Consider the following 21,215-nt stretch of genomic DNA (forward strand, 5'->3'; position numbering starts at 1 on the left):
GCTCTGTGTGGCGGCGGCCGACCCGCGGCGTGTCGAAGGAGACGTCCCGGTTTTCTTCCCAATGTCGCTGCCGCGGGTGAAGATCAGATCATGGAGCACCTCGCCGGCGAGCCGCCGTTCACCTATTCCGAAGTCGGTGCCACGAGCGGCGAGCTGCCCGAGGGATATCACCAGTTCCGGTTGCGGCGGCGGATCGGTCACGGGCGTGCACTGTTCGAACATGCGGCCGCGGAGATTCTCGCCTATCGAATGCAGAAGGGCACGGGCATCTTTCACGAGGCGTCCACCCCGCAGGCCGAGCCGGGCACCCGGTTGACGGTGCGGATCGGCGTCGGCCCGCTGAGTATCACCGCGCCGTGCCGGGTGGTGTACGTGTTGGCCGCACCGAATGAGCGCGGCTTCGCATACGGAACGCTGCCGGGGCACCCGGAGATCGGCGAAGAACTGTTCGCGGTCGAGTACGACCCGATCGACGAAGCCGTCTACGGCCTGGTGGTGGCGTTCTCACGCCCAGGCGCCTGGTACACCCGCCTCGGTGGTCCGCTGGTCCGCGTCATCCAGCGTCTTGTCGGGGTGTGGTACATCAAGACCTTGCCGACGTCGGTCTGACTCCAGGCCTCCAGACGACCCGTACTCGTTACTGCGCTGCCGCCGAGCAGCGGTAACTCGGCGGCGCAGCCGACTACAACAGGTCGCTGAGCGCCTGCGCTTGCGCGCGGAGATTCTCGGCGTGTTCCTGACGACCGAGGCTGTCGTATTCGTCGGCGGCGGTGTGCCGTTCGGCGATCTCGGCACGCACGATCTGTTCGATGTCGGCTTCGGTGAGCTCGCGGCGCGCGACTTCGGCGACGCCGAGGCCGACCGCGCTGGTTTCGATCCCGCCTGCCCGATGCTCGCCGACATCGACCGCTTCCGCGTTGTCGATGGCGCCCAGGGTCGCCCGCAGGGCAGTGATGGCCTGACGGTCGCGACCCTTCATCGCCACCGACAGTGCGGCGCGCAAGCGGTCACGCACCGGGGGCCGATCGGTCGACGGTTCGGTTGACATGATCAACACCGTAAAACAGCAGGCCAGCCCGAGTCGAGCAGGTTTCGCGGCCGCTGCGTTCCGGCAGCTCAGCCGATCATGCCGCGCGGAGTGACGATGGCGAAGTCGGGGTCCGGCGCATCGAAGACGCCGACGAGCTCCGCAAGCTTGGTCACATCGCCCTCGATCTGGATGTCACCCGCGGCCGCCGCGACACCGAAGTCGTCGCCTACCAACAGGACTCGGGTCAGCGTGGCCTTCGTCAGGGTGAACACCGCGTCGGCCTCGGGCAGCCGAACCCCCTCCGGCTGCCGAAAGTGTGTCAACCTCCCGTTGCGGAGTTCGAGGCGGTGCACCCGGTTCTCGTCGGTGATGTGCCAGTCCGCGACGACGCGCTGATTCCATGCCTTCGGCCCGTCGACACGCAACGCCATGGCGTCGAAGATCTGATCGACGGTCAGCGCCGAGAGCATCGTCGGCGCGTTGGCCTTGGTCGGTGTGCCGAAGGAGCCGTAGCGCAGTTCGTAGGCGCCGCTGAGGTAGAAGTTGCGCCAGGTGGCGTTCTCCGCGCCGTAGCCGAGTTGTTCGAAGGTGCTGGCCTGCAACGCTTTAGCGGCGTCGTTGTTGGGGTCGGCGAAGATCACATAGTTGACCACCTGGGCCACCCACCGATAGTCGCCTGCGGCGTAGGAGGCCTGTGCCTTGCGCAGCACCTCATCGACGCCGCCCATGAATTCGACGTGCCGGATCGCTGATTCCACCGGCGGGTGTTCCCACAGATGTGCCGGGTTGCCGTCGAACCAGCCCATGTACCGCTGGTAGATGGCTTTGACGTTGTGGCTGACCGAACCGTAGTACCCGCGGGTGTGCCAGGCGCCCTCGACCGCCGGTGGCAGCGTGAGCATTTCGGCGATCTCCGCGCCGACGTACCCCTGGTTCAACAGCCGCAGCGTTTGGTCGTTCAGGTATCCGTATAGATCTCGTTGCAGCGCAAGGAATTCCACCAGCCGATCGGTGCCCCACGTCGGCCAGTGATGCGAGGCGAACACCACATCGGACTCGCGGGCGAACAGTGTGATCGCCTCGGTCAGATACTTGGCCCAGACGTGCGGGTCGCGCACCAGGGCACCGCGCAGGGTGAGCAGGTTATGCAGTGTGTGCGTGGCGTTTTCGGCCATGCACAGGGCCCGGCGGTCCGGGAAGTAGAAGTTCATCTCGGCGGGCGCTTCGGTGCCGGGAGTGATCTGGAAGACGATGCGGATTCCGTCGACCGTCTCCTGCTGACCGGTGGCCGTGATGTCGACGGTCGGCGGAATCAGCGTGACCGTGCCGACCGAGGTGGTCTGGCCGAGCCCGGCACCCACCGCGCCGAGCGGCCCACGCGGCAGCACCGCGCCGTACATGTATCCGGCCCGACGCGCCATCGCCGTGCCCGCGTACACATTCTCGGCAACGGCATGTTCCAGGAACCCGGCCGGAGCCAGCACCGGACAGCGGCCCGCCGAGACATCGTCGGCGGTCGTGACTCCCAGCGCGCCACCGAAATGGTCGACATGCGAATGGGTGTAGATCAGCCCGGTCACCGGCCGATCGCCGCGATGCGCCCGATACAGCGCAAGCCCTGCGACCGCGGTCTCCACCGAGATCAGCGGATCTATCACGACCACACCGGTTTTGCCCTCGACGAGCGTCATGTTGGACAGGTCGAGCCCGCGAATCTGATAGATCCCCTCGGTCACCTCGAACAGGCCCTGCTTGATGACCAGCCCGGCTTGCCGCCACAGGCTCGGATTGACCGAGGCGGGACAGGATTCACGCAGGAAGTCGTAGGAGTCGTTGTCCCACACCACGGTTCCGTCGGCGGCGGTGACCACACCCGGCTCCAGCGCGGCGATGAACCCGCGGTCGGCATCCGCGAGATCGGCGGTGTCGGCGAACGGCATCGCGGCGGCCGCACGCTGCTGCTCCGCGGCGATGAAGTCACTCGGCTCGGTCGCTGTGCTCATGTCATCCTCCTGGGGAGTCGGGGCGGGCTGCCGGGCCGGTGTCCGAACTAAGGCCATGGATCGACGATTCCGATGACTGCCGCAATACCGGCGACCGCCACCACCACCGCGGTCGTTGCGGCAACCACACGTCGGCCGTGCGCGTAACGCCCTTCGTGCAGGCTGCGATTGCGCAGATAAGCCATGGCCGCCAGCGCTGCCATCGCGATCGCCGCCGCAATGGGCGCAAGCAGCGCGGGCCGCCACTCGCTCGTCACGGCATGCTGCAAAAACAGTGCGGCGGTGAGCATCGCGGCCACCGCCATCCGCCGCCACGCCAACGCGGTCCGCTCCGCGGCAAGCCCAGGCTTGACCTCGGCCGCACCCGCAGTCCCCGAGCTCATCGCAGCAACACCGCGACACCGGCGAGCACCGAAACGACGGCGATGCCCGCGGAGAGAATCGGCACCAGCACGGTGTCGGGCAGCGGGCGGCCCGCGCGCATCGCGGCGCCGACGCGCCGCCAATGCGCGTAGGCGCCGATCGCGATGATCACCGCCAACACCAGGCAGCTCAGCGCGAGAGCGCGTCGCACGCCGCCCATTCGGAACGGTTGTACCAGGGTGTGTACCGCGACGCCGCCGGCGAGCAGGCCGAGTGCGGTCCGCATCCACGCCAAGAACGTTCGCTCGTTCGCGAGCGTGAATCGGTAGTCGAGATCCGCTTCCCCGGCTGCCGATTCGGCGTCGGGGCTCGGGAGGGTCATGCCGTCCACATCCCGCGCGATTCCGCCGGGCTGGCACCCGGTTCCAGCACTCTGCGCTGGTCGTCGGAAGTCACGGGCACCTCTCCCACACCGGTCGGTTTCGTACTGCGAGCAAATGATCCGCTACGTCAGCCTAACCGGCCGCCCGGGGGCAGTCCACGAACCGCGCGACGCCGTGATCATGCGGTTATTCGGCGGTGCCGAAACCATTCCCGCTGGTCAAGACCTTTTATCTACCGCGATGTCGGCGGGATTTCGCTCGGCGACACACCGGGCTCACACCACGGCGGCGTCGTCGAATGTCATCGCCAATCGGGCGATGGTCGAGGTCATCAGCGCGCGATGTGGCAGGCGCAGCGATCGCAGTTCGTCGGCGATGGGGTGATCACCGAGGGCGAGGGTGGCGCCGCCGGGTCGGGCGCGCATGCCCGAGGGCGCCATGCGCCACGGCGTGCAGCGGGTGACGCCGTCGATGTGGGCGTACGCGTCGAACGACGAAGCCGCGGCGCGCCGGCGCGGAGTAGGAATGCCATGGCGGACAGTCAGATCGACGACGAGCTTGCCGTCCTGATGCAAGGCGCCGTGCCGGGTCCCCGTGTCGTGGCGAACGTCGAAGTCCGCGAGTTCCTTCGGGAATCCCCAGATGCCGCGGCCTGCCGCGAGGGTGAAGTCGCCGTCGACCGGCAGTCGGTGGATGAGCACCCCCGCGCGGTTCGTCGCCAACGCGCGAATATCACCGAGCCCACCCGCAGTGTGGTGCCGGACCATGAACGAGACACCGAACTCGTTGTAGGGACCCAGATCTCCGTCCACATACTCGACGAAAACCAGCGAACACATCGCTCGACCACCGGGCAGCCGCAGCACGCGCAGCCCGGAGTAGTCGATCACCTGCTGCGCGGCGTCGGCGGGCACCAGATAGGACGCCATGAACGCGTGGGCCAGCCGGATCTGCACCGGCATGCGCACTTCCTGACCGAGGACGGTATGGGTGCTCACTCCGAACGCCTTCCCACCGGTGCACCGAATCGCCGGATTCACCAATCCAGCGAACTAGAACGCGTGTCAGATTACCAACGTAAAGGCATGCTCTAGACCGTTACTCAAAATGAACGTGTATCGATTCGCGCTCTAGGACCCCGACACGCCGCGCAACCGGGCCTCCAGGCCGTCCAACACACACAGCAGCCCGAAGTCGAACGCCATCGCCCTGGTCGTCGCCGTATCCCTCGGCATCGTCGCGTGGTAATCCGCCCGCATCTCGGGGTAGTCCTCAGCCACCTGATCCATCATCTCCAAGGCGCTGTCGGCATCGAACTCGACATCGCCGTACGCCTTGGTCCAAGCGATCTCCGGCGTCACCTGTCCGAGCACGTAGCAAAGCACGGTGCCGCTGGCCATGTAGATGTCGATGCCACGGAATCCCGCGCCGTAGTAGGCGCGACGCAGTCGGTCGGTGACTCGCAACGCCTTCGGACCCATGCTCGGCAACCGCCCGACCAGGCCGGCCGACCACGGATGGGCCCGCATCGTCGCCCGAAAGTTGTAGGCGAACGTCGTGAGCACCTCACGCCACGGCGCATCATCGGATTCCGGCGTTTCCACCATGCCCCAGAACTCGTCGAGCGCCAGCTCCAGCAGTTCTTCCTTGTTCGCGACATACCAGTACAGGCTGGTCGCACCCGCGCCGAGCTTGGCGCCGATCTTGCGCATGCTCAACGCTTCGAGCCCCTCGGCGTCCAGGAGCGCCACCGCGGCTTCGACGATCTGATCACGGTGGAGTCCCGACGCCTTCGGTTGCCGGGGTTCGCGGAGCCATACCGAAGAGAACTGCTTGGTCACGGGCCAATCTTATATTCATTCGCACACTGTTCGAGACTATCGTACGCTGTGCGAGTGGAATCGAACGCTGTACGAGACCCCCGCCGCTGGTGGATTCTGGGGGTCCTTTGCCTGTCCCTGCTGGTGCTGATGATCGACGGCACTGTGCTCAATCTCGCTATCCCGTCACTGATTCGGGAACTAGGCGCAACACCGTCGGATATCCAATGGATCCTGGACGCCTACATCCTGGTCTTCGCCGGACTCCTGCTCACCGCGGGCAGCCTGTCCGACAGATTCGGCAGGCGACGGATGCTGATCATCGGTCTCGCCGCGTTCGGGGTGGCCTCGCTCGGCGCGGTGCTCGCCACCGAACCCTGGCAGGTCGTCGCCGCCAGGGTGGCGATGGGCGTCGGCGGCTCGCTGGTGATGCCGTCGACGTTGTCCATCCTGATGACCACCTTCGCCGAGGACGAGCGCCGCAAGGCGATGGCGGGCTGGAGCACCGTGTCGATGGTCGGCATCGTCGCCGGACCGACCCTCGGTGGCTTTCTGCTGCAGCACTTTTGGTGGGGTTCGGTGTTCCTGCTGAACATTCCGGTGGCGATCCTCGCCATCGTCGCCGCGCTGGTGTTGATGCCGGAGACCACCGGTGAACAGCGACCGGTCGACCTGATCGGTGTGCTGCTCTCCGTCGTCGCGCTGGTCTCCACGGTCTACGTGATCATCGAGCGAGAGTGGAACATCGGCATGATCGCGCTCGCCGCGCTGGCGGCGGTCGCGTTCGTGATGTGGGAGAGCCGATCGGCGCATCCGATGCTGCCGCTTGCGGTGTTCCGCAATCGCGACTTCAGCGGGACCTGTTTCACCCTGCTGCTCATGGTGTTCGGCATGGGTGCGGTGATGCTGATGCTGACCCAGTACCTGCAGTTCGTGCTCGGGTACGGCCCGATGAAGGCCGGGTTGGCATTGCTGCCCTATGCGGTGGCGGCCGCCGTGTGCAACGGGCTCGGCGCGACGCTCGGCAAGAAGCTCACCAACAAGACGCTGATCGTGTCCGGACTGCTGGTCATGGGCCTGGCATTCGCGATCCTCGCGATGGGCGAGGGGTACCTGTGGGTTCTGGTCAGCATGCTGGTCATGGGTGTCGGCGGCGGTCTGGCAGGCCCAGCCGCCTACGCCGCCATCATGAGCGCCATCCCGCTCGAGCACGCCGGTGTCGGCTCGGCCATGAACGACACGCTCCAGCAGGTCGGCATGGCGATCAGCATCGCGATCCTCGGCAGCGTGCTCGCCGGCGTGTTCACCGAACACATGCCCGCCGACGCACCGGCCGCGGCCCGCGAATCCATCGGCGCCGCCTTCCAACTCGGCTTCGACGAGCCCGCCAAGGCAGCCTTCACCGCGGCCATGTCCACCGGCTCCTGGATCAGCGCGGGCTTCAGCGTCGCCGCCGCGCTACTGGGCGCAGCCCTGCTCCGCGCCCGCAAGCCGGCCGAACAGCCGCAAGCCGACACGGTGGAAGTCGGCTGACCGCCCGGCCGTCCCTGTCACCACAGGGGCGGCCGCGGCAGGCCGAATCCACTGCGCCGCAGACGGATTGCGGTGCGTCACGTGCCGATCGACGGTCCGTCACGCGCCGATTTGTGGTGCATCAGGCACCGATTGCGGTGCATCAGGCACCGATTGCGGTGCGTCAGGGCACCGATTGCGGTGCGTCAGGGCACGATTGCGGTGCGTCATGCGCGGGGGTGGGCTTGGTCGTGCACCTTCTTGAGACGTTCGATCGAGACGTGGGTGTAGAGCTGGGTGGTGGCCATGCTCGCGTGGCCGAGGAGTTCTTGGACGATGCGAAGGTCGGCGCCGCCCTCGAGCAGGTGGGTGGCCGCGGTGTGGCGCAGGCCGTGCGGACCCATGTCGGGCGCGCCGGGAATGGCCGAAACCACCTCGTGCACCACGGTTCTGGCTTGGCGCTGGTCGAGCCGCTTGCCGCGACGGCCGAGCAGGAGCGCGCGGCCGGACTCCCCGGTCGCGAAGGCTGCGCGACCATGCTGGAGCCACGCGCCGATCGCCTCGTCCGCGGGGACGCCGAAGGGCACCGAGCGTTCCTTGTTGCCTTTGCCGAGCACCCGGACCACTCGGCGTTCCCGGTCGACGTCCTCGATGTCGAGTCCGCAGAGCTCGCTGACCCGAATGCCGGTGGAGTACAACAGTTCCACGATGAGCCGGTCCCGCAGCGCCATCGGGTCGTGCTGCGCGGCACCGGATTCGGCCGCTTCCATGACACCGATGGCTTGCGGTTGGCCGAGCACGGCGGGCAGCACCCGATGCGCCTTCGGCGAGCCGAGCCGAAGGCCGGGGTCGACGGCCAGCCGTCCGGTGCTGGTCAGCCACGCGGTGAAGGTGCGCGCGGACGACGCACGGCGCGCCATGGTGGTCCTGGCCACCCCCATGGCCGCCTGCTGCGCGAGCCAGGACCGCAACAGCAACAGATCCAGTTCGCGCACTGCCGAATCCGCAGACCGCTCATACAGATGCGCCAGCAGCGAGCGCGCATCCCCGAGATAGGCACGCACGGTGTGCGCCGATCGATTCCGCCCGAGCCGCAGATGCCTGCTGTACTCGGTCAGCAGTGCTTCCAGATCCTCGGGTAGCTCGTCCATCTCACCACCGTCGCGACCGTTGTCGTTCTTGGCAAGCCACCGCGCCGATCGAGCGCGCGCGGCCGGTACCGACCAGTGCCATACATGGGTGACTTTCCTTCGGGTTGGTTGGCATGGGTCAGGTGTCCTTCGGGGTGCGGTGCGTGGTCGCCTTGCGGAACCAGCCGCTGTCGTCCGAGCCGACGAGTCCGGCGAGGTCGAGGGCGGGTAGGGCCGCGCGGACGGCAGCCAGCGGCAGTCCGGTCTGGTCGGACAGTTCGCGTGGCAGCCGGGATCCGATCGCCGGGAGGGCGGCGAAGACCAACGCCTCGTCGCCGTCGAGCGTGTCCGCCGGGCTCGTGGCCGAGCCCGCGGTGCCGGGCAGCGATAGCCGCAGCGGGCCCGCCTCGTCGATCACCTCCTCGGCGCGGGTGACGAGGACGGCTTCGCCCTCACGGATCATCCGATGGCAGCCGACCGAGGCGGCCGACGTGACCGGACCGGGGACGGCCAGCGCCGGACGGCCAAGGCGTCGTGCCCATTTCACCGTGTTGCGCGCACCGCTGCGCAGACCGGCCTCGATGACAAGGACACCGTCGGCCAAGGCCGCGACGAGCCGATTGCGCGCGAGGAACTGGTGTTTGTGCGCGGTGGTCCCCGGCGGATATTCGCTGACCACCAAGCCGGTTTCGGCGATCTCGGCCAGCAACCGATCGTGCTGCGCCGGATACGGACGGTCGACGCCGCAGGCCAGCACCGCGATGGTGGCGCCGTCGACCGCCAACGCCGCACGATGTGCCATCGCGTCGATGCCGAAGGCCGCGCCGGACACGATCGTCCAGCCTTGGGCCGCAAGGTCACCCGCGATCTCGCCGGTGACGTGATTGCCGTACCCGCTACTGCATCGCGAGCCGACCACCGCGAGCGCGCGTTCGCTCGACTCCAGCAGCGACCGTGGGCCGCGCACCCACAGCACGAGCGGCACCGCCCCGTCGCGGTCGCGGCCTTCCTCCAGTTGAGTCAGGCCGAGCAGGCGCCAGGCAGGCCACTCGGGATCGTCGGGCGTCACGACTCGCCCGCCGATCCGCGCCATCAGCTCCAGATCCCGTTCCGCCGTGTCCGTTCCACGCCGCTGCTCGGTCGGCCCTCTGAGTACCGCGGGCAGTGCGCAGTCACGGACGGCGCGCGCCGCCTCCTCGACACCCACCGAGTCGATCAACGCCGACAGCGCCGGGCAGGGTCCGGAGATCACGCGCGACAGGTACACCCAAGCCAACCTCCGCGCGTCCGTCGGCGACCCCGCGCTCACTGCGCGCTCCGTTGCCGGAAGTTCAACGCCGCCAGCACATCCTGCGCAGACGGAAGTTCCGCGCCACGCAAGTCTCCGATAGTCCAGGCCACTCGTATTGCACGGTCGGCGCCACGCGCGGACATCCGACCGAGCCGCAATGCCGTTTCCACCGGAGCGATCGCCTCGGCGGGCAGCCGGAACCGCTGGCGCAGAACATGGCCGGGCACTTCGGAATTCGTCAGCCACCCGTGGTCTCGCCAGCGGTGCACGGCCGCCTGCCTGGCCATGGCGACCCGCTCGCGCACCACCGCACTGCTCTCGGCCGCGTCGGTGCTGAACGCCGCGCCGGACTGACCGCGCATCTGCACCCAGATGTCGATCCGATCCATCAACGGCCCGGACAATTTCCCCAGATATCGCCGACGAGCCAGCGGCGCGCAGATGCAATCGACGTCGCGCGCCGGCGCACACGGGCACGGATTGGCGGCCAGCACGAGTTGGAAGCGCGCCGGATAGCGCGCGACACCGTCGCGGCGGGCGATGCGAACTTCGCCCTCTTCCAACGGAGTCCGCATCGCCTCCAGCACTTTAGTCCCGACCTCGGCGCATTCGTCGAGGAAGAGCACACCGCGGTGGGCCCTGCTCACCGCGCCCGGCCGCGCGGTTCCCGAACCGCCGCCGATCATCGCGGTGACCGAGGTCGAATGGTGCGGTGCGACGAAGGGCGGCACCGCAATCAGCGGATGGTCGTCGGACAGCACCCCCGCCATCGAATGGATGGCGGTCACCTCGAGCGACTCGGACTCCGACAACGGCGGAAGCAGACCCGGAAGACGTTGAGCCAGCATCGTTTTCCCGATGCCTGGCGGACCGGTCAGCAGCAGATGGTGACCACCGGCCGCCGCCACCTCCAGCGCCCACCGTGCCTCGTCCTGACCGACCACCTCGCTCAGGTCGCCACCGGAACGGACCGGGTCGGGCAGGTGCCCGCTCGGTTCGAGCAGCGTGCCTTCCCCACGCAACCAGGCGATCAGCGCGCGCAGGCTGCCCGCCCCGAAAACCGTTATCCCGTCGACCAATCCGGCCTCGGCCAACGCCGACTCCGGCACCACGACCGAGGGCCAGCCCGCTTTGCGCGCCGCGATCACCGCGGGCAGGATGCCGCGCACTCGCCGCACCCGGCCGTCGAGGGCGAGCTCGCCGAGCAGCACCGTCTTCGCGAGTCGTGCGGCGGGGATGGTGCCCGCCGCGTCGAGCACCGCGATCGCGAGGGCGAGGTCGTAGACACTGCCGATCTTGGGCAGCGTCGCGGGCGACAACGCAAGGATCACCCGCCCGTCGGGCCACTTCTCCCCCGAGTTCGCGACGGCCGAACGCACGCGGTCCCGTGACTCCTGCAACGCGGTGTCCGGCAGCCCGACCAGGTGCACGGTCGGCAACCCCTGCCCGATGTCGGCCTCGATCTCGACGAGCAGACCGTCGACGCCGGTGACCGCGACCGAATGGGCTCGGCCGAGCGCCATCAGAACACCGCCGGGAGGTGATCGATCACCGGTTCGTGGCCGCGGGTCAGCAGCACCGAGACGACATCGAACCGGATCTGCCGCCACGGTCCTTCCTGCTCGGCCAGCCACAGCAGGGCCAGCCTGCGGATGCGCTGGCATTTGGCGAACGTGACCGACTCGGCCGGTATCCCGTAGCCGAGCCCGGATCGGGTCTTCACCTCGACGAAGGCGGTGATGTCGCCGTCCCTGGCGATCAGGTCCAGCTCACCGTATCTGCATCGCCAGTTCCTACTGACGATCTCCATCCCAGAGGCCTGCAGGAATCGTGCCGCCAACTCTTCCCCGTGCGCGCCGAGCGCCTGTTTGCTTGTCACCCGGCCAGCGTGCTCGGCGGCGCGCCGCCCACCCGGGCGCTGACCTGGGCAAATGCCAGGGCTGTTGATAACGGGCACCCTGTGCACAACTCACCGTGCGCAGGGCCGGAAAGGGCACCGAATCGTCGGTGCCCCGTGCTACTCGGGCAGCCGCAGGTCCGGCTTCTCCAGCTCTTCGATGTTGACGTCCTTGAAGGTGATCACCCGGACGTGTTTGACGAAGCGGGCCGGGCGGTACATGTCCCACACCCAGGCATCGCTCATCCGAACCTCGAAATACACCTCGCCGTCGGCGTTCTGCGGGCGCAATTCCACGGAGTTGGCCAGGTAGAAACGGCGCTCGGTCTCCACCACGTACGAGAACTGACCGACGATGTCCTTGTACTCGCGATACAGCGAGAGCTCCATCTCGGTTTCGTACTTCTCGAGGTCCTCGGCACTCATCGGGTGGGACGTCCTCCTTCTCGCCGCGCTGCGTCGTGTGCTGACATCATCGCGCATGGGTAGCGCCGGTAGCCACTCGGCTGTCCGGACGCAGGTCGGTGAACTCGGCGGGCAGCATCTCGTCCACCTCGCCTGCCAGCGTGGCGTCGGCCTGCTCGGCCACGTCCGCGACCGGCCGCAAGCCGGCCACCTCGCGCACATTGCGCCACGAGCGCCGGTGCTCGTCGCTGGCGCCGAGACGCTGCAGCGCCGCGAGATGATCGGGCGTGTTGTAGCCCTTGTGGGTGGCAAAACCGTAGCCGGGATAGCGCTGGTCCAGATCGACCATCATCCGGTCTCTGGTGACCTTCGCCAGGATGCTGGCGGCGGCGATGCAGGCCGCGGCGGCGTCACCGCCGATCACCGGCAGCGACGGCGCCGGGATGCCCGGCACCCGGAATCCATCGGTCAACACGTACCCCGGCGAATGACCGAGCCCGGCCACCGCCCGCCGCATGCCTTCGATATTGGCGACGTGGATACCGATCGAATCGATCTCCCAGGACGGGATGACCACCACGTGATAGGCCAGCGACAATCGCTGGATCACCGGGAACAGTTCTTCCCGCACCGGCTCGGTGAGCTTCTTCGAGTCGTCGAGCCCGGCCAGCTTGTCGTACGCCTTCGGCGCGAGCAGGCATGCCGCGACGACCAGCGGCCCCGCGCACGGTCCACGACCCGCTTCGTCGACGCCGGCCACCGGGCCGAGTCCGCTGCGGATCAACGCCGCTTCGAGCGTGCGCAGACCACTGGCCTTGCGCATCACCACACGCGGCGGCCACCCATTGCTGTGTCCCACTCGGCTCTGCCCCACCGTCCAATTATGCTGCGGCCGCTGACGATCAGTTCTGTTGGGCGTTCTGTGACCGCACCGGCCCGATCCGATTCGGCGGCCAGATCTTGAACACCGCCTTGCCGCGGACGTTGTCCACCGGCACCGTGCCCTGCAGCTCGTCGGTGATGTGGGCGCGGGAATCGGCGGACTCGTTGCGGTTGTCGCCCATCACCCACAGATGCCCCTCCGGCACCTTCACCTGCTTGAATTCGCGGCCGCCGCCCGGACCGTAGGGCTGGCCGGGCACGTAGGGGAAGATGTAGCGCGCGTACGGCTCGTCCAGTGGTTTGCCGTCCACCAGCACCCGGCCCTGTGCGTCGCAACATTCCACGGTCTGACCGCCGACGGCGATCACCCGCTTGACCAGATCGTTCTCGTCCGGGGGCACCAGACCGAAGAACGAGAAGAAGTTCTGCACGCCGCGCACGACCGCATTGTCCGAGCGGATCGACTGGTAGTGGGTGTTCCAGGACGGCGGGCCGACGAAGACCACCACGTCGCCCGGCTTCGGATCGCCCCAGTAGTAGCTCAGCTTTTGCACATAGATGCGGTCGCCGACGCAGCCGGCGCAGCCGTGCAGAGTGGTCTCCATCGATTGCGACGGGATCACGTACGGCCGCCCGACGAAGGTGACCATCAGCGCCGCGATCACGGCGGCGATGACGACAAGAATCGGCAGCTCCTGCCAGAACGGCCGCTGCTTCTTCGCCCGCCGTCGCTTGCCCCGACGCCGCTCGACCCCCTCGTCGTCCGAATCGGACACCGACACCGACCCACTCTCGTCTGCCACGCCGAACAGATTAGCCCGCATGGGTGACTCACGCCCTAGGCCGGGCCGTCCCTGGGGCCAGTCTCGAGCAACTCCCAGCCTCGCGCTGCTACGGCTGCGGGTTCTCCGACCGCACCGGCCCGATCCGGCCCGGTGGCCAGATCTTGAACACCGCCTTGCCACGGATGTTGTCCACCGGGACTGTGCCCTGCAGACTGTCGCCGACATGGGCACGCGAGTCGCGGGAGTTGCGGCGGTTGTCCCCCATCACGAACACGTGCCCTTGCGGCACGTGCACGGGACCGAAGAGCCTGCCTCTGGGATATGTCTCGTTCTGCTGGCCGCTCACCCACAGGTAGTCGGTGTGCACGTATGGCTCGTAGAGCGGCTCGCCGTCGACGGTGACTCGGCCTTGCGCGTCGCAGCACTGCACGACTTGGCCGCCGACCGCGACCACTCGCTTCACCAGGTCGTTCTCGTCCGGCGGCACCAAGCCGAAGATCGAGAAGAAGTTCTGCACCCCACGCACCGCCGTGTTGCGCGAGCGCGTCGAATGGAAGGTGTCGTTCCAGGAGGGCGGGCCGACGAAGACCACCACGTCGCCCGGCTTCGGGTCACCCCAGTAGTAGCTCAGCTTCTGCACATAGATGCGGTCGCCGATGCAGTCGGCGCACCCGTGCAGCGTCGGCTCCATCGACTCCGACGGAATCATGTACGGCCTGCCGACGAAGTTCACCAGCAACGCGGCGACCACCGCCGCGATCACGATCAGGATCGGCAGTTCCTGCCAGAACGGCCGCCGCTTTCTGCCCCGGCGTCTCGGCGCGTTGTCCGCCGGGTTCCCCCTGTGCTTTGCCACGCTTAAAACAGTAGCCCGACACCGGATTTGCGGTCCGATGCCGGGCTACTGGATGTTTTCGGTAGCGCTACGAGCTCAGCGCTTTTCCTTGATCTTGGCGGCCTTGCCGCGCAGATCGCGCAGGTAGTAGAGCTTGGCGCGGCGGACGTCACCGCGGGTGACGACCTCGATGTGGTCGATGTTGGGGGTGTGCACCGGGAAGGTGCGCTCCACGCCGACACCGAACGACACCTTGCGGACCGTGAAGGTCTCGCGGATGCCACCGCCCTGGCGTCGGATGACGACGCCCTTGAAGACCTGGATGCGCTCCTTCGAGCCTTCGATGACCTTCACGTGCACATTGAGAGTGTCGCCCGGCCGGAAGTCGGGGACGTCGCTGCGCAGCGACTTCTCGTCGACGAAGTCAAGGGTGTTCATGTCCATCCTTCTGGGTTGCGCGAACAGAGGACCCTGGCGGCACCGCACGTGCTCGGCCGGTTCATGCTCCGATTTAGGGGGATGCGCCTGGTCCACAACTCACCCAGGGCAACCTGAGCATTGTGCCAGATCGGCAGGTCGCGAGAAAAATCGGCCCCCGGATCAGGCAGGGCTGTCGGGTACCGCGAACAACCGGATGCTCATCGGTTGTGCGCCGTCGACCGCGTCCTCGCGAGCGAAAGTGTAGCGCTCGATCAGCGCCAGATACTCGGTCATGAACTCGCCCACCTGGGCTTTCGTCAGATGCGTCCCGAGACGTTGGACCTGCGCCCAGCCGTCGGGGCCGGCCCATTCGCGCACCGCCCGCAAATAGAGCTCGACGTCGTGCCCAGCCTTCAGCCTGCCGAGATGCTCCGCGGCGGCGTACTCCGCTGGTTCCATGGTCGCCGGATCGGGCGTGGTGTGGTGGAACGGCAGCGACTTCCACCAGCGCTCTCGGCCCGCCGATTTCTCCGCGATCTCGGCGATCAATCCGAGCTCGGCAAGCTTGCGCAGGTGGTAGCTGGTGCTGCCGGTGCTCTCCCCCAACACGTCGGCCAGCGTCGCCGAATTGGCCTCGCCGTGCTTGCCCAAGTAGTCGAGGATGCGGCCGCGCAGTGGATGGGCCAGCGTGCGGTAGAGCGCCGTGCGCTCGGCGCTTGTCATGTCGTCGGATCTGCGCAGCGCCATACACGAAGAGTAGCAAAGAGTTCTTTGCAAAGAAATGTTTGCAAAGAACTCTTTGCCTACGTAGCGTGGCCGACATGCGAACCACCGCACTTCTAGAGCCGTCTCGCCCACGCAACCGACTCCTCAGCCGAGCCATCCGCGACAAACCACGCGCGTTCCTCGCCGCCACCACCCTGGCGCTCCTACCGTGGGCAGCCGTCCTCGCACAGACGCTGCCGCACACCACGCAGGTCAGGAACTGGTCGTCGGCGTGGGTCGGTCTCGACCTGCTGCTGGCCGCCGGGTGCGGGCTGACCACAATCCTGTTGCACCGCAATGACCCTCGCGCTGGACTCACCGCCGCCGCAGTCGCCGGGGTTGCGGTCGTCGACATGTGGTTCGACGTGGTCACGTCGGATCCGGGGGCACAACTCGCCCAGGCCTTGGTGTGCGCGGTGGGCGAGACTGCGTTGATCGCCGCATGCATGCATATTGCGCTGACCCAGCTTTCGGAGCTCGAGCCAGCTGTGGCACGAATTACCGCGCAACGCTGAATATTTCAACGCGCACGCGGTGCTGCGCGGAACAGAGCCGCTGCCAATCTCCCGTTCTCGGGCGCAGTGAAGCCGAACGCGGCCCGACGGCGGGTGTAGCCGTAGGACAGGGCGCTGTGCGGATCTGCGAAGGCGTCGGAACCTGCAGCGCCGGAGTGGCCGAAGGCGTTTGCGGCAAGGAACGGGTGCCGCAGGCCCTTGGCTTCGAAGCCGACGAGGTATGCGACATCCGCGCCACGGACCAGGTCGTCGGCCGCGGTCTGGATGGTCGTGAACTCGGCAAGGGTGTCAGGTTTCAGCAGGGGCGGCAGGCCATTGACGGTCGAGATTGCGGCCGCGTACATGGTCGCGAGTCCTCGGGCGCTGCCGACGGCGCCCATCGAGGCGGGGCCGTTGGCTCGCAGTGCGGGGTTGTTGGAGAGAGCCAGTACGTCGCCATGGGTGAAATCGGGGGCGTTGATGTTGTATGCGATACCCGGAATACTTTGCGGTCCAGGTGAATTGGCCTCGAAGGCGGCCTCTTGCTCCGGTGTCGCGAGCCATGGCAGCACGGGGAGGTAGCGCTTGTCCACGGCTGCGGGCAGGCCGAGGAAGACATCGAGGTCGTAGGGGTCGCCGATGCGTTCCTCGAACAGGTCCTGAATCGAGCTGTCCATGACGCGACGGATGACCGCGTCCAGGATGGCGAAGGTCACGAAACCGCCGTAGCCCTGGGCTGCGCCCGGCCGGAAGAAGGGGCGCTGTCCGGCAACGCGCTGGGCGATCGCACGATCGTCACAGAGTTCGGCGAGGGTGAATCCGCCGCCGACGCCGATCACTCCGGATTGGTTCGCGAGCACCTGCCGCACAGTGATCGCGGCCTTTCCCGCGTCGGCGAACTCCGGCCAGTACGCCGCGACAGGACGGTCCAAGTCGAGCATTCCGTCCTGAACCAGCAGGGCGACAACCACTGTCGCCGCCCCTTTGGTCGAGGAAAGCAGCCCGGTCAGCGTGTCACCGGTCACCTGCGCGCCAGCCCACAGGTCGACAACCAGCTGGCCGTCCACGAAAGCCGCCAGCTGCGCGCCGGATTCGCCGTTCTCCTCGGCCACCACCGCACTGAATTCGGCGTGCACCTCTTCGAATCCCGCTGCGACTGTGCCTTGTACGTCGTTGCTCATCGATATCTCCTCGGCCCGATATCAGGCGTGTGCCGGACGGCGCAGCAAGGCAAGCGGATTGCGCCGGCCTGCGGGTGGGCGAAGGCCCCAGGACGCGAGGGTGAGACCGGTGGCAATCATCGGCCCGATCCACGCTTTGGGCGAGTCGCCGACCGCGAGGTGTGAGGCCGCCGCGCCGCCGTAGACGAAAGTCAGTCCGGCATAGGCCCATTCCTCGAGGCGCGGCGGACCGGGCAACACGACCGCGGCCACGGCGGCGATCTTCGCGGTGCCCATAATTGTTGCGAAATACATCGGATACCCGAGGTGATCGAAAACCTCACGGACATAAGCGATTCGGGCGAGATCCCAGTAGGAGCCGACCACCGATTCGGTGAGAATGAGCCCGGTGGCGGCCAGGTACGCCAGTCGTACCGCACGGTCCTTGGTGTTGGTGTTCACGGTTCGTTCCTTCCGTCGGTCGTACCTCTTTGACGGACGGGAGTGGACGAAGGTAACAACACATCTTCGGCCCCTGGTGAACGGGCCGGGTGAGCCGACTCGGGCCTTCTCGCGATTCGCTGTCCGCGGAGCAGGTTTCAGAGACCGTCGCCGCGGTCCGGCGTCTGCGACACCGGCTCCGGGCCGGGCTCCGACGCGAACAGCGACAAGTGGTGCCGGTGTGGCGCGGGCGGCGCAGGCACGACCGTGCGAGTGAGCTCGGCCTCGGCGGCGGTGCGGACATGCTCGACATCCGGTTTGCCTGCCACCAGATCCTGCACGAAGATCTTGGCGCGGATCACCGGCCTGCGATACCTGCGCTCACGCACGATGGCGCGATACATCAGCCGCCGACGGTCGGCGTAGCGCCAGCGCGCCCACGGCGCGCCGGGCCTGCTCAAACGGAACGCGCCGACGACGAGCAGCGGCAGGAAGAACATGCCGAACAACCCGGTCCAGATCTTGCCCTTGGCAATGACAATCGCCGCGAGCGCCAGGTTCACCACCGCGAAGATGATCACGAAGATCCGCACCTCGAGGCTCGGGTCGCTGCGAAAGTCGTTGATATCCAACAACCACAGCGGATGAAACCCGAGCAAGAGCAGCCCGGTCACCGCGAGCGCGACGAACACCGCGTCCACCGAGGTGCGTCCCTGTTCCTCCCAGTACACGTCGCGCAGATAGAAGATCAGCGCGAATTCGTCGAGGGTCAGCGCGGCGCCGACACCGAAGGCGGCGGCGAGCACGCTGGCCGTCGTTGCGGAGGCGTTCTGATACAGAGCGACCATGCCGAGGCCGGACGACAGCACCAGGATCACCCCGAACACCATGTGGTGAATGTGCACCCCGCCGGAGCGCAGGTTGCCCGGCCACCACCGCACCTGTTTCCGGATCAGCCGGACGCTGAGCCGGATCAACAGGAAGCCGACGATGAACCCCAGAAGGAAGCACAGCAGTGGAAGCCTGCCCTGCGCGATCACATCCTCATTGAGCCACCGTCGCATGGCGACCTGAATCCTCCGTCCGGTGCGTGCGTCCTACTGCCCGAAACCCGCGCGACGCAACGCGTCCGCCATGGAGCCGGTCGGCGCAGGCGCATTGCGGCGCTGGTTGCCTTGGTTGCGGCCCTGGCTCTGCTGCTTGGCTTGTCCCTGGCCCTTGCCCTGTCCATTCTGCCGTTGCCCGCCACGGTCCGGCCCGCCGCGACCACGTTCGCCCTGGCCACCGCCCTGCCTACGACCACCGTCGCCCTTGCCTGCGGTACCGGGTTCGTCGTCCAGGCGCAGCGACAGCCCGATGCGCTGGCGGGCGACGTCGACCTCGAGCACCTTCACCTTCACCACGTCGCCGGACTTCACGACCTCGCGCGGGTCCTTGACGAAGTTGTGCGACATGGCCGACACGTGCACCAGCCCGTCCTGGTGCACGCCGATGTCGACGAACGCGCCGAAGGCCGCGACATTCGTGACGACCCCTTCGAGCACCATGCCCGGCGTGAGGTCGGCGACCTTCTCCACGCCAGCGGCGAATTCGGCGGTCTTGAATTCCGGGCGCGGGTCACGGCCCGGCTTCTCCAGTTCGGTGATGATGTCGGTCACCGTCGGCACGCCGAAGCGTTCGTCGGTGAACTCGTCGGCACGCAGCGCGCGCAGCACGGTGGTGTTGCCGATGACCTCGGTGATATCGCGTCCGGTCGATTCCATGATCCGGCGCACCACCGGGTAGGCCTCGGGGTGCACCGAGGAGGTGTCGAGCGGGTCGTCCCCGCCGCGGATCCGCAGGAAGCCCGCGCACTGCTCGAACGCCTTCGGACCGAGTCGCGGCACGTCGAGCAGCGCCGTCCGGCTGCGGAACGGCCCGTTCTGATCCCGGTGCGCCACAATGCTTTCGGCCACCGACCCGGCGATGCCGGACACGCGCGACAGCAGCGGCACCGAGGCCGTGTTCACGTCGACGCCGACCGCGTTCACCGCGTCTTCGACCACCGCGCCGAGCGACCGCGCGAGCAGCGTCTCGGAGACATCGTGCTGGTACTGCCCGACACCGATCGACTTCGGGTCGATCTTCACCAGCTCGGCCAGCGGGTCCTGCAGGCGACGCGCGATCGAGACCGCGCCGCGCAGCGACACGTCCATGTCCGGCAGTTCCTGCGTGGCGTACGCCGAGGCCGAGTACACCGAAGCGCCGGCCTCGGACACCACGATCTTGGTCGGCTTGTTCTCCGGGATCCGCGAGATCAGCTCGGTGGCAAGGGCATCGGTCTCGCGCGAGGCGGTGCCGTTGCCGATCGCGATGAGCTCGACGCCGAACCGGGCGACCAGCGCGCCGAGCACGGCAAGCGACTTCTCGGTCTGTCCCTGCGGCTTGTGCGGGTAGATCACCTCGGTGGCGACGGCCTTGCCGGTGGCGTCGACAACGGCCACCTTCACGCCGGTCCGGTAGCCGGGGTCGAGGCCCATCGTCGTGCGCGTCCCTGCGGGCGCGGCGAGCAGCAGGTCGCGCAGGTTGGCCGCGAACACGTCAACGGCGTCCTTCTCGGCCGCCTGCCGCAGCCGCATCCTGGTGTCGATGCCGAGGCTCACCTGCAGCTTGGTCCGCCACGCCCAGCGCACGGTGTCCAGCAGCCAGCTGTCGGCCGCGCGACCCTTGTCGGAGATGTTGAACTTCACCGCGATCCGGCCCTCGTAGATGGTCCGAGTGCCTGGCTCGAGTTCTTCCGTATCGGGCTCGAGCTGGATCGAGAGCACCTCTTCCTTCTCGCCGCGCAGCAGCGCGAGGATCCGGTGCGAGGGCAGTTTGGTGAACGGCTCGCTGAACTCGAAGTAGTCGGCGAACTTGGCGCCGGCCTCCTCCTTGCCTGGCCGCACCGTCGAGCTCACCTGGCCGCGGTTCCACATCAGCTCGCGCAGTTCGCCGACCAGGTCGGCGTCTTCGGCGAACCGTTCGACCAGGATCGACCGCGCGCCGTCGAGCTGCTCGGCGGTGTACTGCGCGGGATCGGTGGTCGGCTCGTTGATCAGCGCGTCGGCGACCGGCTCGTGGCCCGCCTCGCGCGCGATCTGCGCCTTGGTGCGCCGCTTCGGCTTGTACGGCAGGTAGATGTCCTCGAGCCTGGCCTTGGTCTCGGCGAGCATGATCTGCTGGTGCAGCGCGTCGTCGAGTTTGCCCTGGCCACGGATGGATTCGAGGATGGCGCCGCGCCGCTCGTCGAGTTCGCGGAGATAGTGCAGACGTTCGTCCAGTTGTCGCAGCTGCGCGTCGTCGAGACCGCCGGTGATCTCCTTGCGGTATCGCGCGATGAACGGCACGGTCGAGCCCGCGTCGAGCAGCTCGACGGCGGCACGCACCTGGGTCTCGCGCACCGCGAGCTCGTCGGCGATGCGCCGGTTCACGCTGGCCTGAGGCGCGACGCCTGCGGATGTCGCGGGCGGCGCTGCCGTGGGCGGAAGCACGGGGTCGGACTCTGCACTTGCGGTCTCGGGCGCTGTCGTCACGTCCGGAGACACTACCTTCGTCACCCGACAAGACGCACCGGACCA

General features: G+C 67.5%; 23 protein-coding genes. 3 read left to right on the forward strand and 20 right to left on the reverse strand.

What is annotated here, in order from left to right:
• The first annotated feature begins 90 nt into the window (after positions 1-90).
• The gene (locus tag ACGFNJ_RS28370; RefSeq protein ID WP_393454575.1) at positions 91-609 is read left to right on the forward strand and encodes a DUF1990 family protein; all 519 of its coding nucleotides are present in this window, start codon (positions 91-93) and stop codon (positions 607-609) included.
• Positions 610-682: 73 nt separating this feature from the next.
• On the opposite strand, the gene ACGFNJ_RS28375 is transcribed toward ACGFNJ_RS28370, so the two are convergent.
• The 6 genes from ACGFNJ_RS28375 to ACGFNJ_RS28400 all read right to left on the reverse strand — a co-directional run bounded on the left by ACGFNJ_RS28375 (position 683) and on the right by ACGFNJ_RS28400 (position 5,620).
• Entirely contained in the window at positions 683-1,048 is a 366-nt protein-coding gene (locus ACGFNJ_RS28375) for a hypothetical protein (protein WP_393454578.1), read from the reverse strand.
• Positions 1,049-1,116: 68 nt separating this feature from the next.
• Complete coding sequence (locus ACGFNJ_RS28380; protein ID WP_393454581.1) at positions 1,117-3,033, reverse strand: alkyl/aryl-sulfatase; 1,917 nt, start codon at positions 3,031-3,033, stop codon at positions 1,117-1,119.
• Between the two features lie 47 nt (positions 3,034-3,080).
• The gene (locus ACGFNJ_RS28385; RefSeq protein ID WP_393454584.1) at positions 3,081-3,416 is read right to left on the reverse strand and encodes a DUF202 domain-containing protein; all 336 of its coding nucleotides are present in this window, start codon (positions 3,414-3,416) and stop codon (positions 3,081-3,083) included.
• A complete protein-coding gene (locus ACGFNJ_RS28390; RefSeq protein ID WP_393454587.1) occupies positions 3,413-3,778 on the reverse strand; it encodes a YidH family protein in 366 nt (121 codons plus the stop codon). The genes ACGFNJ_RS28385 and ACGFNJ_RS28390 overlap by 4 nt, the downstream gene beginning before the upstream one ends.
• Before the next feature lie 276 nt (positions 3,779-4,054).
• Positions 4,055-4,777: an acetoacetate decarboxylase family protein gene (locus tag ACGFNJ_RS28395; RefSeq protein ID WP_393454590.1), complete on the reverse strand. Its 723-nt coding sequence runs from the start codon at positions 4,775-4,777 to the stop codon at positions 4,055-4,057.
• 132 nt (positions 4,778-4,909) lie between these two features.
• Positions 4,910-5,620: a TetR/AcrR family transcriptional regulator gene (locus ACGFNJ_RS28400; RefSeq protein ID WP_393454593.1), complete on the reverse strand. Its 711-nt coding sequence runs from the start codon at positions 5,618-5,620 to the stop codon at positions 4,910-4,912.
• Positions 5,621-5,674: 54 nt separating this feature from the next.
• Between ACGFNJ_RS28400 and ACGFNJ_RS28405 the strand changes: the two genes are divergently transcribed.
• A complete protein-coding gene (locus ACGFNJ_RS28405) occupies positions 5,675-7,132 on the forward strand; it encodes an MFS transporter (protein WP_393454596.1) in 1,458 nt (485 codons plus the stop codon).
• Positions 7,133-7,338: 206 nt separating this feature from the next.
• Here ACGFNJ_RS28405 and ACGFNJ_RS28410 read toward each other — a convergent pair whose 3' ends face one another.
• From ACGFNJ_RS28410 to ACGFNJ_RS28455, 10 genes are all read right to left on the reverse strand, one after another.
• Positions 7,339-8,262, reverse strand: coding sequence for a tyrosine recombinase XerC (locus ACGFNJ_RS28410; protein WP_393454599.1), 924 nt, complete (start codon positions 8,260-8,262; stop codon positions 7,339-7,341).
• Between the two features lie 118 nt (positions 8,263-8,380).
• On the reverse strand, positions 8,381-9,508 hold the full coding sequence (gene dprA / locus ACGFNJ_RS28415) for a DNA-processing protein DprA (protein WP_393454602.1): 1,128 nt from the start codon (positions 9,506-9,508) through the stop codon (positions 8,381-8,383).
• Positions 9,509-9,546: 38 nt separating this feature from the next.
• Positions 9,547-11,055, reverse strand: coding sequence for a YifB family Mg chelatase-like AAA ATPase (locus ACGFNJ_RS28420; protein ID WP_393454605.1), 1,509 nt, complete (start codon positions 11,053-11,055; stop codon positions 9,547-9,549).
• On the reverse strand, positions 11,055-11,411 hold the full coding sequence (locus ACGFNJ_RS28425) for a YraN family protein (protein WP_393454608.1): 357 nt from the start codon (positions 11,409-11,411) through the stop codon (positions 11,055-11,057). The genes ACGFNJ_RS28420 and ACGFNJ_RS28425 overlap by 1 nt, the downstream gene beginning before the upstream one ends.
• 138 nt (positions 11,412-11,549) lie before the next feature.
• Positions 11,550-11,855, reverse strand: coding sequence for a DUF2469 domain-containing protein (locus ACGFNJ_RS28430; RefSeq protein ID WP_011210678.1), 306 nt, complete (start codon positions 11,853-11,855; stop codon positions 11,550-11,552).
• A gap of 46 nt (positions 11,856-11,901) precedes the next feature.
• Positions 11,902-12,693, reverse strand: a complete 792-nt coding sequence (locus tag ACGFNJ_RS28435) for a ribonuclease HII (RefSeq protein WP_393455363.1) — start codon at positions 12,691-12,693, stop codon at positions 11,902-11,904.
• Positions 12,694-12,736: 43 nt separating this feature from the next.
• The gene (gene lepB / locus ACGFNJ_RS28440) at positions 12,737-13,540 is read right to left on the reverse strand and encodes a signal peptidase I (RefSeq protein ID WP_393454611.1); all 804 of its coding nucleotides are present in this window, start codon (positions 13,538-13,540) and stop codon (positions 12,737-12,739) included.
• A gap of 67 nt (positions 13,541-13,607) precedes the next feature.
• Positions 13,608-14,357, reverse strand: coding sequence for a signal peptidase I (gene lepB / locus ACGFNJ_RS28445; protein WP_393454614.1), 750 nt, complete (start codon positions 14,355-14,357; stop codon positions 13,608-13,610).
• A gap of 75 nt (positions 14,358-14,432) precedes the next feature.
• Complete coding sequence (rplS, locus tag ACGFNJ_RS28450) at positions 14,433-14,774, reverse strand: 50S ribosomal protein L19 (RefSeq protein ID WP_029893064.1); 342 nt, start codon at positions 14,772-14,774, stop codon at positions 14,433-14,435.
• A 162-nt stretch (positions 14,775-14,936) separates the two neighbouring features.
• The gene (locus tag ACGFNJ_RS28455; RefSeq protein WP_393454618.1) at positions 14,937-15,503 is read right to left on the reverse strand and encodes a helix-turn-helix domain-containing protein; all 567 of its coding nucleotides are present in this window, start codon (positions 15,501-15,503) and stop codon (positions 14,937-14,939) included.
• 74 nt (positions 15,504-15,577) lie between these two features.
• On the opposite strand from ACGFNJ_RS28455, the gene ACGFNJ_RS28460 reads away from it, so the two are divergent.
• Positions 15,578-16,036, forward strand: a complete 459-nt coding sequence (locus tag ACGFNJ_RS28460; RefSeq protein WP_393454621.1) for a hypothetical protein — start codon at positions 15,578-15,580, stop codon at positions 16,034-16,036.
• Between the two features lie 5 nt (positions 16,037-16,041).
• Here the strand turns inward: ACGFNJ_RS28460 and ACGFNJ_RS28465 are convergent, their stop codons facing one another.
• From ACGFNJ_RS28465 to ACGFNJ_RS28480, 4 genes are all read right to left on the reverse strand, one after another.
• Positions 16,042-17,196, reverse strand: coding sequence for a serine hydrolase domain-containing protein (locus tag ACGFNJ_RS28465; RefSeq protein ID WP_393454624.1), 1,155 nt, complete (start codon positions 17,194-17,196; stop codon positions 16,042-16,044).
• 21 nt (positions 17,197-17,217) lie between these two features.
• Positions 17,218-17,637 (reverse strand): DoxX family protein, encoded by a 420-nt coding sequence (locus ACGFNJ_RS28470; RefSeq protein WP_393454627.1) that lies wholly within the window; start codon positions 17,635-17,637, stop codon positions 17,218-17,220.
• Positions 17,638-17,774: 137 nt separating this feature from the next.
• Positions 17,775-18,680, reverse strand: coding sequence for a hypothetical protein (locus tag ACGFNJ_RS28475; RefSeq protein WP_393454630.1), 906 nt, complete (start codon positions 18,678-18,680; stop codon positions 17,775-17,777).
• 33 nt (positions 18,681-18,713) lie between these two features.
• On the reverse strand, positions 18,714-21,128 hold the full coding sequence (locus ACGFNJ_RS28480; RefSeq protein ID WP_393455366.1) for a Tex family protein: 2,415 nt from the start codon (positions 21,126-21,128) through the stop codon (positions 18,714-18,716).
• Positions 21,129-21,215: the final 87 nt, after the last annotated feature.

It is taken from the genome of Nocardia sp. NPDC049149 (assembly GCF_043197455.1).
In the GTDB taxonomy this organism is placed as follows: domain Bacteria; phylum Actinomycetota; class Actinomycetes; order Mycobacteriales; family Mycobacteriaceae; genus Nocardia.

Coding starts and splice junctions, on each gene's coding strand:
- ACGFNJ_RS28370 (WP_393454575.1), top strand. CDS start 91: ATGGAGCACCTCGCCGGCGAGCCGCCGTTCACCTATTCCGAAGTCGGT.
- ACGFNJ_RS28375 (WP_393454578.1), bottom strand. CDS start 1,048: ATGTCAACCGAACCGTCGACCGATCGGCCCCCGGTGCGTGACCGCTTG.
- ACGFNJ_RS28380 (WP_393454581.1), bottom strand. CDS start 3,033: ATGAGCACAGCGACCGAGCCGAGTGACTTCATCGCCGCGGAGCAGCAG.
- ACGFNJ_RS28385 (WP_393454584.1), bottom strand. CDS start 3,416: ATGAGCTCGGGGACTGCGGGTGCGGCCGAGGTCAAGCCTGGGCTTGCC.
- ACGFNJ_RS28390 (WP_393454587.1), bottom strand. CDS start 3,778: ATGACCCTCCCGAGCCCCGACGCCGAATCGGCAGCCGGGGAAGCGGAT.
- ACGFNJ_RS28410 (WP_393454599.1), bottom strand. CDS start 8,262: ATGGACGAGCTACCCGAGGATCTGGAAGCACTGCTGACCGAGTACAGC.
- ACGFNJ_RS28420 (WP_393454605.1), bottom strand. CDS start 11,055: ATGGCGCTCGGCCGAGCCCATTCGGTCGCGGTCACCGGCGTCGACGGT.
- ACGFNJ_RS28430 (WP_011210678.1), bottom strand. CDS start 11,855: ATGAGTGCCGAGGACCTCGAGAAGTACGAAACCGAGATGGAGCTCTCG.
- lepB (WP_393454611.1), bottom strand. CDS start 13,540: ATGCGGGCTAATCTGTTCGGCGTGGCAGACGAGAGTGGGTCGGTGTCG.
- rplS (WP_029893064.1), bottom strand. CDS start 14,774: ATGAACACCCTTGACTTCGTCGACGAGAAGTCGCTGCGCAGCGACGTC.
- ACGFNJ_RS28455 (WP_393454618.1), bottom strand. CDS start 15,503: ATGGCGCTGCGCAGATCCGACGACATGACAAGCGCCGAGCGCACGGCG.
- ACGFNJ_RS28460 (WP_393454621.1), top strand. CDS start 15,578: ATGCGAACCACCGCACTTCTAGAGCCGTCTCGCCCACGCAACCGACTC.
- ACGFNJ_RS28465 (WP_393454624.1), bottom strand. CDS start 17,196: ATGAGCAACGACGTACAAGGCACAGTCGCAGCGGGATTCGAAGAGGTG.
- ACGFNJ_RS28475 (WP_393454630.1), bottom strand. CDS start 18,680: ATGCGACGGTGGCTCAATGAGGATGTGATCGCGCAGGGCAGGCTTCCA.